This is a genomic window from Streptomyces sp. NPDC005141 (assembly GCF_053599975.1).
Map to the genome: position 1 here is coordinate 114,634 of NZ_JBSFYW010000015.1, position 15,801 is coordinate 130,434.

Sequence of the window (15,801 nt, forward strand, 5' to 3'; positions counted from 1 at the left end):
GCCAGGGCAGGACGGAGGATTATCGGAGCGGCTGAGGGATGTTCTCAGCCTCGTCATCGAGCTGGCGGTGAGCAAAGACGATGTCCCGCACTCGCTGCACGGCGGCCGGAGCGATACGGGCCAGAACCGGGAGAGCGTGGTACCAGCCGTCGCCAGCGAGCACGTCGGTGGTGAAGGCCAGCGCCGCCTGCGCTGACCGTGTTGTGTCGGGAGGTACATGTGATAGGGCGAGGGTGTGGAACGTCTGGGTGAAGGCGGTGCTGGTGGATTCCGAGACCGCCCGAAGGCTCGGCGGTGTGCCGGTCAGGTAACCGGCCACGGCGGCCAACGCCTCCGCGCGGTCGTACGGGACGTTGAGGCTGTTCGCTGTTTCTCGGGCGGCACCGAAGCCATCGAAGGCCGCGTGAGCGATCGCGATAGCGCCGGTCGGCAGCTCCCATGGAGGAATGCTCGCGCAGTTGTTCTCCCAAGCCGCCAATGTCCGCTCGGCGTCCGCGCGCTGTTCAGGGGCGTTGAGGAGAAGCAGGACGAGGAAGTCCTCCGCGCCCAGTCGCGTCTTCGAGGCTTTCAGCGTTGCCCACACCTGGCCCACTCCCTGACGAAGCCGCGCCGTGCACTGCGGGTCCGCGTCACTGAGGGCGGCGAGGAGCTCAGCAAGCTCGGCAATGCGTCCTCTCGGCCCCCGCGGTGAGGCGTCCGCGGCCAGGAGGCGCTCAAGCTGGCGGTCGATGATGCCCGTGGCGGTGGCCGGGTCATAAGAGCGCAGCCCGGCCGCGACCGCTACGAGCGCGTGTCGCCTTCTGTCGCTGTCCGTGTCGTCCGTCTCCTCAGCGAGCGACAGGGCCCGGTCGCGGTCGCCTGCGTGGGCCAGAGCTTGTGCAGCAGCGCCCTTCGCGTTGCTCACGATCGTGCCGGGAGCGCCATCGAGGAGGGAGAAGTTTCCGGCGCCTTCAAGGTTCTTGGTGCCGTCAGCGGCCTCGTGCGCCAGCCGTCGTGCGTCCGGGACATGCCCTGCTGCGCCAGCCGAGATGGCGGTCACAGCGAGTGCCTGCACCTGCTCTGCCGGATCCCGCAGAGTGCGAGCCAGCTGCGCACTGTCGGCGTGCCGTCCCATGGAAGCGAGTGCCGTGCATAGGGTGATCAGCCAGGTCTCGCGTGGCCCGATGGCGGGCTGGGAGGATTCGAGTGCTTCCAGGGCCTGCTGCAGACGGTGGTTTGCCTCGTCGGGCTGGTTCTGCTCCGCGAGACGGCATGCCTGCCCGGCCAGTGCCTCCGCGGAAGGTTCCTCGTCGGCAGAGTCGTTGAGCTCGGTGATCGCGGCGCGGGCTCCGGCGAGTGTGTCCATGCCGAATATGGTGTGCCTCGCTTCGGGCACGCTGGCCGCGAGGTGGCGGGCGTCGTCTATGCAGCCTGTGTCCACCAAGGCCCGCGTGACACCGCCGAGCATAGGGCCCAGAAGCATGGTCAGGTTTTCTGCGTCGTCGCTCGGCAGTGCTTCGGGGGCGCTCAGCGCAGCCCTAAGGCGCCGTGCCGCTTGCTGAGCCAGGGCACGTGCCTGCTCAGGGCGGTCCACGGACAGGGCCGAGGCCGCTGCGGCATCGACCAGGCAGGCCAGGAGACTAGTGGGAAACCCCTGTGTGTATTGGGCGATGCGTTCATACAGCCGGGCGGCTCGTGTGGCGTCGGAAGTGGCGGCGGCGACGGCGGCCCATGCAGTCACGGGTGTGCTCGGGTCGGCCGGAGAGTCGGATGCCAAGTCATTGGCGTGCTGTTCGGCCTGCTCCAGTAGCTCCTCGGCGAGCACAGGACTGTGCGGACGGGCGGCGATGGCCGCCCTCGCAGTCATCACAGAGAGCAGGGTGACATCCCCGTACGACGCCGGAGAGCGGATTGAAGTGAGCAGTTCGCGTCCCTGGTGGTGGTCACCGACGGTGATCAGCGCTACGGCGGCTGTCGCTATCGCCGTTTCGACCTCATCCTCGTCCCCGCTCGTTGGAGCCGATTCCGCACGGGCTCGCTCGGCCCACTCCGCGGCTTCCCGCGCTGCCTGGAGGGCATGCTGGGCACTGGCACCCGCCAGTGCCCGCGCCACGTCCGCCAAACGGACGGCTTTCTCAGCGGGATACGCTGCCAGCAGCGCGAACTGCATGGCGGGCTGTGGATGTCCGAGAAGAGCGAACGCCACCGGAAGGCTCTCAGGCAGGGCCCGGGCCCGCTCGGCCAGTATGGCCCGGGAAGCGGCGAGCCCGGCCAAGCCCGTCAGGTCGTCCGGGCGTCGACGCCGGATCATCTGGGCGCTTAGCTCGATGTCGGAGAACGCCGCATCGAGTGACGCGTGCCTTAGCAGAGCATGCTGGCGACGCGGGTCGAGGGCAATCGCGATCAGTCTCTCGCTGTTGTCGGTGCTGTGCAGCATGCGCGGGTAGTCGTAGAGCAGGTAGGCGGGAGTGTCGGGCGGCCATCCCTGAGCGCGGTATCCGTCCGCCCAGGTGTGCAGCTGATCTTCGAATGTCGTCACGTCACCTAGGGCGGCGAGGGCCTTCTGGCGCAGTTCCTCGTGCCCCAGCGCGAGGGAGCGCGCGCTGGCCGGCAGGTCTGCGGTAAGGGTTCTTCCGCGGGTTGCGGGGATGAAGCTGCGGCCGGTGATCCCGCGCAGCAGCTGGTCGACCCGGTATGGGAGTACCCCGACAAGTCCGGCCAGATCCGCTGTCGTCAGGCTGCCTCGCGCCGCCACCAGCAGACCGAGAAGGGGGACCCCGACCCGCTCGTCGTCCAGAAGCCGGTGCAGTTCGTGCCGGGCCATGGTGCTGATGTCGGTGGCGTGAGGCGAGGGGGCAAGGGTGCGGACGATGTGCGGGGTGCGCAGGGGGTGGTCGTGAGGCACGTCGTCCGGGATCGGTGGGTTGGGCCGGCCGGTGACCACGACGCGCATGCCCGCTGGCGGATTTCGCGGAAGCAGAGCGGCAATGCTCCGCCTGCCAGAGGCGGCTCCGTGGTCCTCGTCTAGGCCGTCTACCACAAGTACCAGGCGCTGGCCGCGGCGCTGGCAAGCTTCGGCGGCGACCTTGCAGAGGGCAGGGAAGTCCTCCGGGCGGGCGCCCGCAGTCCCGGGGTTCTGTCCGGCAAGGGGGGCCAGCTGCTTTGTCACCGTCTCAAGGAACCCCTCCCGGTCATTTTGGCCGAGGCGATCGGTGATGAAGTAGCTCACGATCTTTGCCTCCTCCGGCCGGCGCCGCAACACGAACTCGGAGACCAGGGCCGACTTCCCCGCCCAGGGGGCCGCCTGCCACCACATGTACGCGGACGTGCCCGGCAGGTCCGTCCGTCCGCTGAAAGCGGCCAACTCCTGAAGCTCATCCTCTCTGTCCAACAAGCGAGCAGGCAGGACGTGCTGCTCGATCCAGGCGCAGTACCTGGCAGAGGCGGGTGCCGCAGCCCCCGAGTCGGCGGGGGCTGTGGGGCAGCAGAAGGCGTCGGCTGATGCGTGGCCGAAAAACCTCGTCACAGTGCGCGGGTGGTCGTAGAGCATGTCCGACAGCTCCTGGCGCCCCCACAAGTCGATCGACAGGTCGCTGTGCTTCGTCCTCAACTCCGCCAGCTTATTTAACAGTTCGGCGTCACTGGCGTCGTCGGACGTCGCGACGACCAAGTCGCTGGCATTGAACGGCCGACTGCCCGAGGCGTACTTCTCGACCGCCTGCTCAAGGACACGGGCGGTGAACCTTGCATAGTTTTTCGCTTGGTAGACGCGGGTGGGGGCGCCGGGACGGAAGCCGACGATGTCGATACCGTCCTGTGCCTGGCCAGGGCGGCCGTAGCGCCGAGCCTCGCGACCCTCGACCTTGCGGACGATCTCGGTGATCAGCTTCTCGAAGCTGTCCCAACCGATCCCATGGATGTTCAGCTGGTTTGGGGCAGTCGTCACTAGCGGCGGAGCGATCCTCGCAGGTGGTGCCGCAAGAGGATGGTTGTCATCGATGGCTTCCCAGCCTGCCGCAGGGCTTTCTCCATCGGCCGTATCCCCCACTGGTCACCTCTGGCGCGCCACTCGCAGTCGGATGTTCGTGGGGCTCATTCTGCCGTAATGTCCATGAGTGCCCGACGCTGTTGGCGGATCCGCCCATGTAAAGACCCGAACTGCTCCAGTGCCTTGCAAGAGAGGGCATCGAGCACGATTCCATGGACCCGCCCCTCGGAGAGGCCGCCGCCTCGCAGTGAAGGTGACACGGGACAACGTGAACGCGCTGACGGAGGAAGCGGCCTCCTGACCAACATGCCCACCGATCGGAGCTCCCCTACCGACGAGGGCGCAGACATACGACTACGCCCTCGGGCGGCAGGTAAGGCAAGCGGCGGTGGGCTAGGGCAGCAAGCAACCAGTGCCGGAGAACCTCGGATAACGTCACCTGGCCGCTTCACAGACCCGCGGACAGAGTCATTTCCAAGGAGCTCCAACAACGGTCGACGAAGCGGTAATGGGCCTCAGATCAAGCACATCCCTGGCGGAAATTCCCTGTCGGCCTCAGAGGACGTTAAGTCCCGTTCCTGATGATGTGGCGTCACCCGTTCGTGGGTGATGGGACGGTTCCACGCTCGCATCATGTCGTGTGCATGATGGGGTCGCGAGTATGGAACGGATGCCGTACGCAACCGACTTGTCCGACGCGCAGTGGGTGTTGATCGAGCCGCTGGTCACCGCGTGGAAGCAGGAGCGGGTGGCGCGGTCGGCGACCGGGGACCCGGGATCCTGCGATCTGCGTGAGGTCGTGAACGCGCTGCTTTATCAGAATCGGACGGGTTGTCAGTGGCGGCTGCTGCCGCACGACCTCCCGGCCTGGTCGGCGGTGTTCTACTACTTCACGCTGTGGCGCCAGGACGGCCTTGACCAGCGGATCCAGGAGATCCTGCGCTGCCAGGTGCGGGAGCGGTCCAGACGATTAGAGGACCCGTCCCTGGTGATCATCGATACCCAGTCCGTCCGCGCGGCGGCCGGGGTGCCGAAGGAGACGACGGGACTGGACGCGAACAAGAAGACGCCCGGCAGGAAGCGGGGACTCGCCGTCGACGTGCTGGGCCTGATCATCGGTGTGGTGGTCCTGGCCGCGAGCGCGCACGACAACGAGGCCGGCATCGCCCTGCTGGACCAGGCGGCCGAACGATGCGGGATGCGCCTGGAGAAGGTCCTGGTCGACCAGGGGTTCAAGGACGCCGTGATCATCCACGGGGCAGTGAAGGACATCACCGTCGAGGTGGTCCGGCGCAACCCCGACGACATAGCCAGGGGCTTCGTGCCGCAACCGAAGCGGTGGGTGGTCGAGCAGGTCAACGGCACCCGCATGCTGCACCGGCGCCTCGCCCGTGACTACGACCACCGGCCCGACAACGCGGCTTCCCGCATCTACTGGGCCTCCACCGCCGGCATGCTCCGCCGCCTCACCACCCCTGCCCCCAACTGGCGGGACGACGTGGAGCTGGCCGCGTGAACGTCCACGAACTCCTGCGGCTGCTGCAGACCGAACACGATGAGAGCGCCCAACGAGCCGGCAACCTGCGTGAGCAGATCGAGCAGCTCACCACCGCCCTCGCCGGGACCGAAGCCCGCCTGGCCGAGCTCGCCGCCACCCGCAAGGTCATCGACGGCCTCACCCCTCCCGACCATGCAACGACCCTCGCACAGACCGCCACCGCCACCGTCTACCAGCGCATCGTCACCACGTTCAACGAGCACCCCGGGAAGGTGTTCCACGTCCGCGATCTGCACGAGCACCTCGGCCTGCCCACCGACGAGCCCTCGATCAACGTCACCCGCTCCCGCCTGGGACGACTCGTCCGCCAAGGACTCCTCGAACAACCCGGACGCGGCCGCTACCAGAAACGGACTTAACGCCCTCTAAGAACAAAGAATGTTCTTCGTCTGCTGGTGGTATAGGCGTCACGCGTCGCTGACCTGCGTAAGACGTGGCCACGTGTGGCTCGTTGGAGCCGTCGGCCCGGGAACGGTCCGGATCCAGTCCTCAGCGAGACGAGCCTGGTCATTTGTCGACGCCGCACCCTCAGCTCGTGGACGGCTCCAAGCGGATGTGTTGGCCCGCCCAGTGCTACGGCGAGGTGGGCAGGTGCGGGGAGCGGAGCACGAGCAGGGTGATCTCGCTGGGGGCGAAGACGCGGAACGGCGGGCCCCAGAAGCCGGTGCCGCGGCTGGTGTAGAGGAGGGTGCGGGTGCCGTGGTGGCTAAGGCCGGCGAGGGCGGGCTGGTCGATGCGGACCAGGTGGTGGAAGGGCCAGATCTGGCCGCCGTGGGTGTGGCCGGAGAGCTGGAGGTCGATGCCGTCGGCTGCCGCCCGGTCGACGAACTTGGGCTGGTGTGCCAAGAGCAGGACGGGTAGGTCGGGGTCGGCGCCGTTCAAAGCTCCGGCGAGGTGGGCGCGGTGGCCTGCCAGGCCGGAGGACTCGGCGGTGACGTCATCCACGCCGGCGACCACGAGGGTGTCGCCTCCGCGTTCGAGCAGCAGATGGCGGTTGCGCAGCGGCTCCCAGCCCAGCTCGTCCATCAGGTCGACCCAGCCCTGGGCCTCGCTGTAGTACTCGTGGTTGCCGGTGACGTATACACGGGCCCGGGTGGCCCGCACGGTACCGAGTGGAACGGCCTGGGCGCGGCGGCGTTCGGCAGTGCCGTCCGCGATGTCGCCGGTGTGGCAGACAAGGTCGGCCTCCAGGGTGTTCACCGTCTCGCATACCCGTGCCGACCATCGAGCGCGATCGAGTGGGCCGTAGTGGGTGTCGGTGATGAGGACGATGCGGAGGCCGTCCAACCCGGCACCCAGTCGCGGGAGTTGTAGGTCGAGTCGGCGCACGCGTGGCACGCGGCGGGCCTCGGCGTACCCCCAGGCGAGTAGTACGGCGGTTACGCCGAGGACGGCCCAGGTGACGATTCGGGCCCGGTCCTGACTCTCGTCGACGCCTGCCATGGTCAGGGCGAGCCGCAAGAGGACGCCGAGCAGAACGGACCAGGTGAACAGAACCCAGCTGGCGCCCAGCAGGGTGTCACCGACGATCGCCGCCCGGTCCCGCTGGCGCCGGCCGTGTCCGCGCGCCATCGCGAGCGGCATACCAATGAGGCCGAGGGCGAACAGAGCGGTGCCCACCAGCGTGACGGGCAGCGACCAGTGCTGGCCGGTGTGCAGGAGCACCCAGCAGGGCACGGCCCACAGCAGGACGGGGGCGATCAGGGGGATGTAGCGCATCAGGCGGTGCAGTCGGCTCTGCCGCGGCGCTTGCACTTCACTGTCGGCGGGTCGGGTGTTGCTGGTGTCGGTCACACTTCCCCTCTCTGACGAGGCTGCCGTCTCGCGCACTGTATCCGGTCGTCTTCGGGCTGGCCGGACGGGCGTTCATGGATGCGGGCCCCTTGCGGCGAAGGGTTCTCTGCGGGATGGCAAGACCTGGTCGCCCGGCATTCTTTGGGGGTGAGCTCGGAGGGTGTCAGGCATCCTCCCCGGGTGGTGCCGAGAGGAACGCGTCGATCTCCTGGCGGACGTAGCGCGAGACGTCGGTCAGGACGGTGACTGTCTTCGGGCACCGTCGGATTCTCTCGTGCTCCGCAGCCGTCGGCGCCGTGATTCCGCCGACACGTCGGGAGCGCCCGGCTCGCGGGGCGTCGTCGCGCTCCAGGGTCGGCCGATAGCCATGCGTGATCTGATTCACGAATTCGTTTGCGTATGTTGATACGGGGTAGATGATCTGTCAGTGCTTCGGACAGGAGGCACGCCCGTGGGATCCGGGTGCACCGGACCGCGACCGTCTCCTGTCGGCCGTCAGCGCGCCCTCCCATGGTGACTGTCCACACGGCACCTCCTGAGGGATACGTGAGAGCCATGAGCGTCCCGGTCAGAACGAAGCGGCACCCGCACGACGACGCCCCCGACACCGACCCGGCCTTCGCCCGGCTCGCCGGGCTGCCCGACGGCCCCGAGCGCAGGGCGCTGCGCGACGAGATCGTCCGGTCCTGGCTGCCCATGGCGCAACGCATCGCTGGCCGGTTCCGCGGCCGGGGCGAATCCGTCGAGGACCTCGTCCAGGTGGCGGCGCTCGGCCTGGTCAAGGCCGTCGACCGGTACGACCCCGACCGGGGACACGCCTTCGAGAGCTACGCGATCCCGACCATCACGGGCGAGATCAAGCGTCACTTCCGCGACCACATGTGGATCCTGCATGTACCGCGCCGCGTCCAGGACCTGCGCAACCAGGTGCGCGCCGCGCTCACGGAACTGTCCCAGACTGTGCCGGGCCGTCGCCCCACCGTCGCCGAGATCGCCGCCTGCGCGCACCTCGACGAGGACGACGTACGTACCGCTCTGGAGGCACTGGACTGCTGTGCGGCCCTCTCACTGGACGCCGAGCAGCCCGGCGTCGACGGCGGCTACGCGCTGGCCGACGCCCTGGGCGAGCCCGACGCGGGCTTCGACCTGGTCGTCGACCGCGAAGCCGTGAAGCCGCTGCTCGGCGGACTGTCCGAGCGTGAGCGAACCATCCTCTACCTGCGGTTCTTCCGTGGAATGACGCAGAGCCGCATCGCCGAGGAACTCGGCATCTCGCAGATGCACGTGTCGCGGCTGATCAGCACCTCCTGCGACACGGTGCGCGAACAGGCACTGGCCGACAGCGTGTAGCGCGGTCGCGCGGCGCGGGAGAGCGGGGAGTGCTCGCCCGGCCGCCCGGGCCCTTCTCCTCGGCCCGGGCGGCCGGGGGGCGAGCTCACTGCCGAACCCTCCCGGGAACGGTTGGGCGGTGTGCCGCCACTGTTCGCACTACCGAGGTCGGCTCGTTCCAAACACCTCTCGCCCCACGGATGTGCTGCTCTTGGTCCCCGAGCGGCCGAGGGACCGGACCGCGCGGCTCACGGACCGGTGGGCGGACAGCGGGAAACCGCGTGGCTCGTACATGTCGAGCGCGTCATCCGGCACCGATCCTCACCGATCCGTGGCGCGCGACGCATCCCGCGCCACCCCGTACGGGTCACCACAACGCGCGGCCCGCCCGGTGCAACGGACGCGTGACCGCGCCCCCGGACGACTGCCTCGCGCGCAACGAGTGGATCTGCGGCGCGTATCTGTACTCGCTGACCCTCCTCGTACGGAACATCCTCGCGGGGCTGCGCGCCGTGCCCGAGGAGCCCCGGCAGGCGGTCCGCGGCATGGGCTACGGGCCCCTCCGGCTGCTGCTCACGGATCCACGGCCGTCGTACCGTCCGGGTAGCGCTTGCTGACCTGCTCGAACCGGATCACGGACTCACGCTGACCGGGCCCGTCACTCCGCGCTCACCAGTACCACCTCCAGGGTGCGCGGACCGTGCACCCCCTCGACCCGGTCCAGCTCGATGTCGCTGGTGGCGGAGGGGCCGGAGATCCAGGTCAGCGGGCGCGCCGGATCGAGGCGCTCCATGGCCTGCGGTACGGACGCCACCACCTGGTCGGGAACCCGGACCACGCAGATGTGATGGTCCGGGATCAGGGTGATCCGGCGGCGGCCCTGGTCCGGGCCGCCGTCGAGGACGATCGTGCCGGTCTCGGCGATGGCGAGGGCGCAGCCGGTCACCACACTCCCCACCTTGTCGAGCTCGCGGGGCGTGCTCACGGCACGGTCGTGGACCCGGGTGGGGTCCGCCGCCGACATCCACTCCGGCGGGAGCCCCGGAGGCACGAGCACGTACTGGGGCCCGCGTTCGGCGAGCAGCCGCATGACGAGGTACGGCAGCTCCTCGTCGGTGGCGCGGTGCACGATCGCCCGGTAGTCCGCCAGGTTCTCCGCGAGCAGATCCACCGTCTCGGCGACATCGCGCGCGCCGTGCTCGCGCAGGTATCTCCGGTCGACGGCCTGCTCGTACCGGGAGTCCCTCCCAGGGCGTTCAGGCACGGGGGGAGTGTCGTCCGGGGGTACGTCGGCGAGGGCCCGCCGCACCCGGCCGAGGATCAGATCCCTGCTGCTCACTTCGTCGCGTCCTTTCCGCCCCGCGTGCGCTGCCACCAGTCGCGGAAGGACTCCGCCGGAACCGCGGGCAGATCACGGGTCTCGCTCCACGCCCGGCCGGGGCCCGGCAGGGTCCGCGGGTGGAAGCGGCGGGTCCGGGACGCCAGCCGCTGCCCGGTGCGCAGCGCGCCGGGATGGCTGAACGCCCAGCGCGCCGCGCGCATCGCCGCCCGCTCGGCGGCGTGCCCCTTGGCCGGCTTGAGGACGACCGTGTTGCCCTCCCGCGTCGCCCGGCCGCCCTGCGCGATCCGCTCGCGCAGATGGACGAGGACTTCCGGGATGTCGATGGCGACCGGGCAGACCTCGTAGCAGGCGCCGCACAACGACGAGGCGTACGGGAGGGAGGCGTCGATCTCGCTGCCGGTGCCCCGCAGTTGAGGGCTGAGGATGGCGCCGATCGGGCCCGGGTAGACCGAACCGTAGGCGTGGCCACCCGCCCGCTCGTACACCGGGCAGACGTTGAGGCAGGCCGAGCAGCGGATGCAGCGCAGCGCCTGGCGGCCGACCTCGTCGGCGAGCGTGTCGGTACGGCCGTTGTCCAGCAGGACCAGATGGAAGGCCTGGGGGCCGTCCTCGTCCGTGGTGCCCGTCCAGGTCGAGGTGTACGGGTTCATGCGCTCGGCAGTGGAGGAGCGGGGCAGGGTCTGCAGGAACACCTCCAGGTCCCGCCAGCTCGGCACGATCTTCTCGATGCCGACGACCGAGATCAGGGTCTCGGGGAGTGTCAGGCACATGCGGCCGTTGCCCTCGGACTCGACGACGACGAGGGTGCCTGTCTCGGCGACCATGAAGTTGGCGCCGGAGATGCCGACCTTGGCGCGCAGGAACTTCTCGCGCAGGTGCAGGCGCGCCGCCTCGGCCAGCTCGGCGGGCGTGTCGGTGAGTCCCTCGGGCGCCGGGCGGCCCCATGCGCCCATCTCGCGGACGAAGATGTCACGGATCTCGCCGCGGTTGCGGTGGATCGCGGGGACGAGGATGTGCGACGGCCGGTCCTTGCCCAACTGCACGATGAGTTCGGCGAGATCGGTCTCGTACGCGTGGATGCCCTCGGCCTCCAGTGCCTCGTTGAGGCCGATCTCCTGGGTGGCCATCGACTTGACCTTGACGACCTCGCTCTCGCCGGTCGCCTTCACCAGGGCCGTGACGATCCGGTTGGCCTCCTCGGCGTCGGCGGCCCAGTGCACGACTCCACCGGCCGCGGTCACCGCCTCCTCCAACTGCACCAGATAGCGGTCTAGATGACGGAGCGTGTGGTCCTTGATCTGTTTGCCGGCGTCGCGCAGCGCCGCCCAGTCGGACACCTCGGCCACGGCCTTGGCGCGCTTGTCGCGGATGGTGTGGGTGGCGTGGCGCAGATTGCCGCGCAGGGTGGCGTTGTGCACGGACTCGTGCGCCGCCTTCGGGAAGGCCGGCATACCGACGAACGTTCCGCTCATGCGCTCGGCTCCTCTTCCGTGCTCGCCAGGATCTCCGCGATGTGCACCGGCCGCATGTCCGTCCTGAGGCGGCCCATCGTGCCGCCGATGTGCATCAGGCACGAGTTGTCGGCGGCACACAGCACCTCGGCGCCCGTCGACTCGGCGTTGCGCACCTTGTCGGCACCCATCGCCGCGGAGACGTCGGAGTTCTTGACGGCGAACGTCCCGCCGAAGCCGCAGCACTCGTCGGCGCCGGGCAGCTCGCGCAGCTCGAGTCCCTCGACGGCCTGGAGCAGCCGGCGCGGCCGGTCACCGAGGCCCAGGCTGCGCAGGCCGTGACAGGTGGGGTGATAGGTCACCGTGTGCGGGTAGTACGCGCCGACATCCGTCACACCGAGGACGTCGACGAGGAACTCCGTGAGCTCGTACGTCTTCGGCACGACCGGTGCCAGGGTCCGGGCCAGGGTGTCGCCGCGCCCCTCCGCGCGGGCCCGCTCGCCCATCCGCGGATACAGCTCCCGCACCATCGCCCCGCACGATCCGGACGGCGTCACGATCGCCTCGTAGTCCCCGAATACATCGGAGAAATGCCGGGCGAGCGGCTCGGCCTCATGGCGGTACCCGGTGTTGTAGTGCGCCTGCCCGCAGCAGGTCTGCCCCATCGGGAAATCGACGTCGACACCCAGTCTGGTCAGCAGTATCACCACGGCGCGGCCGGTTTCCGGATACAGCGTGTCGTTGACACAGGTCAGGAACAGTGCGACACGCATCGCAGCTCCTTGGTCTCGATCATCGGATGGGTGCAGGGTACGCGGCGGGCGCGCGACGAGGGAGGCAGCGCGCGCCCGCCGAACAGGCCGGGTATCACCGCGCGCCGAGCCGCGCCTCGGCCGCGCGCCACGCCGCGGTGTCGCCCCGCGGCTCGTAGCGGCGGAGCGGCTGCGTGCGCGCCACGAGACCGCGCATCTCGGCGCGTTCGCCGACCAGTCGGTGCGCCCGCGCCTGGACGAGGACGTTGCCGAGCGCGGCGGCCTCCGCCGGGCCCGCCACGACCGGCAGCCCGCAGGCGTCGGCGGTGAGCCGGCACAGCAGCTCGTTGCGGGTGCCGCCGCCGACGATGTGCACGACGTCGACCGGATGGTCGGCGAGGGACTGCGCCTCCTCGATCGCGCGGCGGTGGGCGAGCGCGAGGGAGTCGAGGATGCAGCGGGTGATCTCGGCACGGGATCCGGGCACCGGTTGCCCCGAGTTCCGGCAGGCGTCCGCGAGCCGCGACGGCATCCGGCCCGGCGCGAGGAAAGCCGGGTCGCCCGCGTCCACGACGGAGCGCAGCGGCGCCACCTTCGCGGCGGCCGTGAGGAGTTCACCGAGGTCGGGGTGGCCCCACTCGCGCATGCACTCCTGGAGCAGCCACAGGCCCATGATGTTGCGCAGATAGCGGACCGTGCCGTCCAGGCCCAGCTCATTGGTGAAGTTGGCGGCCCGGCTCGCCTCGGTGAGTACGGGAGCGTCCAGCTCCAGGCCCGCCAGGGACCAGGTGCCGGTGCAGATGTACGCGAACCGCTCCCCGGTGGCGGGGACGGCGGCCACGGCCGAGGCGGTGTCGTGCGAACCGACCGTCGTCACCGGCACCGGGCCGGTCATCCCGGTCTCCTCCAGCACACGCGGCAGCAGCGTCCCGGCCGGGTCGCCGGGGCGGCGCAGCGGGGCGAACAGTCCGAGGTCGATACCGAGCCGCTCCGCGAGGCCGTACGACCAGTCGCGGGTCCTCGGATCGATCAGCTGGGTGGTGGAGGCGTTGGTCAGCTCGGTGCCCGCCTCGCCCGTGAGCCAGTGGGACAGCAAATCCGGGATCAGCAACAGGCGCTGTGCGGACGCCAGTTGGCCGGAGGAGCGGGCGGCCGTCAGCTGGTACAGGGTGTTGAAGGGCGCGTACTGCAGCCCCGTCGCCGCGTACAGCTCGGCGGCGGGCACACTCGCCCACACCTTCTCCGCGACGCCCTCGGTGCGGGCGTCGCGGTAGTGCACCGGATTGCCGAGCAGCGCTCCGTCCGCGTCCAGCAGGCCGTAGTCCACCGCCCAGCTGTCGATGCCGACGGAGTCGACCTGCCCGGCCGCGCGCAGTCCGTCCAGGACCCCCGCGTACAGCGCCAGGATGTCCCAGCGCAGCCCCTCGGGGAGCCGGACCGGCCGGTTCGGGAATCGGTGCGCCTCGGTCAACTCCAGCGTGTCCGGGCCGACGTGGCCGACCATGACGCGTCCGCTGGACGCGCCGAGGTCGACCGCGGCGTAGGTGTGCGTGGCGCTCATCGACGTCATCGCAGGAACGCGGCGGCGACGCCGGCGTCGACCGGGACGTGCAGTCCCGTGGTGTGCGTCAGGTCCCCGCCCGTCAGCGCGAAGACGGCGTTCGCGACATGTTCCGGCAGCACCTCCCGCTTGAGGATGGTCCGCTGGGCGTAGAACTCGCCGAGCTTCTCCTCCTCGATGCCGTACGTCGCCGCCCGCTGCGCGCCCCAGCCGCCCGCGAAGATGCCCGAGCCGCGCACGACCCCGTCGGGGTTGACGCCGTTGACCCGGATGCCGTGTTCGCCCAACTCGGCAGCCAGCAACCGTACTTGATGCGCCTGGTCGGCCTTGGTCGCGGAGTAGGCGATGTTGTTGGGGCCGGCGAAGACCGCGTTCTTGGACGCGATGTAGACGATGTCGCCGCCCAGTCGCTGCGCGATCATCATCCGGGCCGCCTCGCGCGAGACGAGGAAGGAGCCGCGGGCCATGATGTCGTGCTGGAGGTCCCAGTCCTTCGCGGTGGTCTCCAGGAGCGGCTTGGAGATGGAGATGCCCGCGTTGTTGACCACCAGGTCGACACCGCCGAAGGCCAGCGCCGCCGTCGCGAAGGCATCGGCGATCTGCTCCTCGGAGGTGACGTCCACGGTGACGGCGACGGCCTTGTCGGGACCGCCGAGTTCGGCGGCGACCGCGGCGGCGCCCTCGGCGTTCAGGTCCGCGATCACGACGCACGCGCCCTCGGCGACCAGCCGTTCGGCGATCGCCCTGCCGATCCCGCTTCCCGCACCCGTCACCAGGGCCACCCGCGTGGCGAGCGGCTTGGGCTTCGGCATCCGCTGGAGCTTGGCCTCCTCGAGAGCCCAGTACTCGATGCGGAACTTCTCCGACTCCTCGATCGGCGCGTACGTCGAGACGGCCTCGGCGCCCCGCATCACGTTGATCGCGTTGACGTAGAACTCTCCCGCCACGCGCGCCGTCTGCTTGTCCTTGCCGAAGGAGAACATGCCGACCCCGGGGACCAGCACGATCGCCGGGTCCGCGCCGCGCATCGCGGGGGAGTCGGGCAGTGCGTGCCGTTCGTAGTAGGCCGCGTACTCCACGCGGTACTCGGCGTGCAGTTCCCCGAGCCGGGCGATCGCGTCGTCGAGGGAGGAGGCGGGCGGCAGGTCGAGGACGAGCGGCCTGACCTTGGTGCGCAGGAAGTGGTCCGGGCACGAGGTGCCGAGCGCCGCGAGCCTCGGGTGCTCGGCGCGGGCGAGGAAGTCCAGCACCTCCTCGGAGTCCGTGAAGTGGCCGACCTGCGGACGGTCCTGGGAGGCGATGGCCCGGATGTGCGGCGCGAGCGCCGCGGCGCGCTCGTGGCGGTCCGCCGCGGCCAGTGCTTCGTAGCCCTCGACGACCGGCCCGAGCGGCTCCGGCTTCCCGCGGTCGGCGAGAAAGGCCTCGGCGGTGCGGATGATGTGCAGCGAGTTGCGCTCGCACTCCTCGGCGGTGGCGCCCCAGGCGGTGATGCCGTGGCCGCCCAGGACACAGCCCACGGCGTCCGGGTTGGCTTCCTTGACCGCGGCGATGTCCAGTCCCAGCTGGAAACCGGGCCGGCGCCACGGCACCCACACCACGCTGTCGCCGAAGCATTCGGCGGTCAGCTTCTCCCCGTCCGCCGCGCAGGCGAGCGCGATCCCCGAGTCGGGGTGCAGATGATCGACGTGCGGGGCGTCGACGAGCCCGTGCATCGCCGTGTCGATGGACGGTGCCGCACCGCCCTTGCCGTGCAGGCAGTAGTCGAACGCGGCGACCATCTCGTCCTCGCGCTCGACGCCCGGGTACACCTCGGTCATCGCCCGGAGCCGGTCGAGACGCAGCACCGCGAGTCCGGCCTCGGTGAGCGTGCCGAGGTCGCCGCCCGACCCCTTCACCCACATCAGTTCCACGTCACCGCCGGTCACGGGGTCGGTGTCGGTGCCCTTCGCGGAGGTGTTGCCGCCCGCGTAGTTGGTGTTGCGGGGATCGGCGCCGAGCCGGCGCGACCGGGCCAGCAGAGCGGCGGCTTCGGGATGGGGTGCCATGT

General features: G+C 69.9%; 10 protein-coding genes and 1 pseudogene. 4 read left to right on the forward strand and 7 right to left on the reverse strand.

Annotated features, from left to right (window positions below; translation table 11 throughout):
- Window positions 1-19: 19 nt before the first annotated feature.
- The gene (locus ACWD68_RS14895) at window positions 20-3,925 is read right to left on the reverse strand and encodes a hypothetical protein (protein WP_451806825.1); all 3,906 of its coding nucleotides are present in this window, start codon (window positions 3,923-3,925) and stop codon (window positions 20-22) included.
- A 703-nt stretch (window positions 3,926-4,628) separates the two neighbouring features.
- Between ACWD68_RS14895 and ACWD68_RS14900 the strand changes: the two genes are divergently transcribed.
- Both ACWD68_RS14900 and ACWD68_RS14905 read left to right on the forward strand, forming a co-directional pair.
- Complete coding sequence (locus ACWD68_RS14900; RefSeq protein WP_451806826.1) at window positions 4,629-5,483, forward strand: IS5 family transposase; 855 nt, start codon at window positions 4,629-4,631, stop codon at window positions 5,481-5,483.
- Window positions 5,480-5,884 (forward strand): hypothetical protein, encoded by a 405-nt coding sequence (locus tag ACWD68_RS14905; protein WP_451806827.1) that lies wholly within the window; start codon window positions 5,480-5,482, stop codon window positions 5,882-5,884. The genes ACWD68_RS14900 and ACWD68_RS14905 overlap by 4 nt, the downstream gene beginning before the upstream one ends.
- Window positions 5,885-6,098: 214 nt before the next feature.
- Here ACWD68_RS14905 and ACWD68_RS14910 read toward each other — a convergent pair whose 3' ends face one another.
- Window positions 6,099-7,319, reverse strand: coding sequence for a metallophosphoesterase (locus ACWD68_RS14910; protein WP_451806828.1), 1,221 nt, complete (start codon window positions 7,317-7,319; stop codon window positions 6,099-6,101).
- 555 nt (window positions 7,320-7,874) lie between these two features.
- Here ACWD68_RS14910 and ACWD68_RS14915 point away from each other — a divergent pair.
- Window positions 7,875-8,669, forward strand: a complete 795-nt coding sequence (locus tag ACWD68_RS14915; RefSeq protein WP_451806829.1) for a SigB/SigF/SigG family RNA polymerase sigma factor — start codon at window positions 7,875-7,877, stop codon at window positions 8,667-8,669.
- A gap of 383 nt (window positions 8,670-9,052) precedes the next feature.
- A pseudogene (locus ACWD68_RS14920) lies at window positions 9,053-9,256 on the forward strand (hypothetical protein); the annotation flags it as partial.
- 50 nt (window positions 9,257-9,306) lie between these two features.
- Here ACWD68_RS14920 and ACWD68_RS14925 read toward each other — a convergent pair.
- From ACWD68_RS14925 to ACWD68_RS14945, 5 genes are all read right to left on the reverse strand, one after another.
- Window positions 9,307-9,987 (reverse strand): LutC/YkgG family protein, encoded by a 681-nt coding sequence (locus ACWD68_RS14925; RefSeq protein ID WP_451806830.1) that lies wholly within the window; start codon window positions 9,985-9,987, stop codon window positions 9,307-9,309.
- Window positions 9,984-11,462, reverse strand: a complete 1,479-nt coding sequence (locus ACWD68_RS14930) for a LutB/LldF family L-lactate oxidation iron-sulfur protein (protein WP_451806831.1) — start codon at window positions 11,460-11,462, stop codon at window positions 9,984-9,986. Before ACWD68_RS14930 ends, ACWD68_RS14925 begins: the two co-directional genes overlap by 4 nt.
- Window positions 11,459-12,214 carry a (Fe-S)-binding protein gene (locus tag ACWD68_RS14935; RefSeq protein WP_451806832.1) on the reverse strand — a complete coding sequence of 252 codons (756 nt, stop codon included), beginning with the start codon at window positions 12,212-12,214 and terminating at the stop codon, window positions 11,459-11,461. Before ACWD68_RS14935 ends, ACWD68_RS14930 begins: the two co-directional genes overlap by 4 nt.
- 94 nt (window positions 12,215-12,308) lie before the next feature.
- Window positions 12,309-13,754, reverse strand: a complete 1,446-nt coding sequence (locus tag ACWD68_RS14940; RefSeq protein ID WP_451806833.1) for a rhamnulokinase — start codon at window positions 13,752-13,754, stop codon at window positions 12,309-12,311.
- A gap of 5 nt (window positions 13,755-13,759) precedes the next feature.
- Entirely contained in the window at window positions 13,760-15,799 is a 2,040-nt protein-coding gene (locus ACWD68_RS14945) for a bifunctional aldolase/short-chain dehydrogenase (RefSeq protein ID WP_451806834.1), read from the reverse strand.
- Window positions 15,800-15,801: the final 2 nt, after the last annotated feature.

Excerpts from the sequence above, each read along its gene's own strand:
- ACWD68_RS14900 (WP_451806826.1), top strand. The coding sequence starts at position 4,629 with ATGGAACGGATGCCGTACGCAACCGACTTGTCCGACGCGCAGTGGGTG.
- ACWD68_RS14915 (WP_451806829.1), top strand. The coding sequence starts at position 7,875 with ATGAGCGTCCCGGTCAGAACGAAGCGGCACCCGCACGACGACGCCCCC.
- ACWD68_RS14930 (WP_451806831.1), bottom strand. The coding sequence starts at position 11,462 with ATGAGCGGAACGTTCGTCGGTATGCCGGCCTTCCCGAAGGCGGCGCAC.
- ACWD68_RS14935 (WP_451806832.1), bottom strand. The coding sequence starts at position 12,214 with ATGCGTGTCGCACTGTTCCTGACCTGTGTCAACGACACGCTGTATCCG.
- ACWD68_RS14940 (WP_451806833.1), bottom strand. The coding sequence starts at position 13,754 with ATGAGCGCCACGCACACCTACGCCGCGGTCGACCTCGGCGCGTCCAGC.
- ACWD68_RS14945 (WP_451806834.1), bottom strand. The coding sequence starts at position 15,799 with ATGGCACCCCATCCCGAAGCCGCCGCTCTGCTGGCCCGGTCGCGCCGG.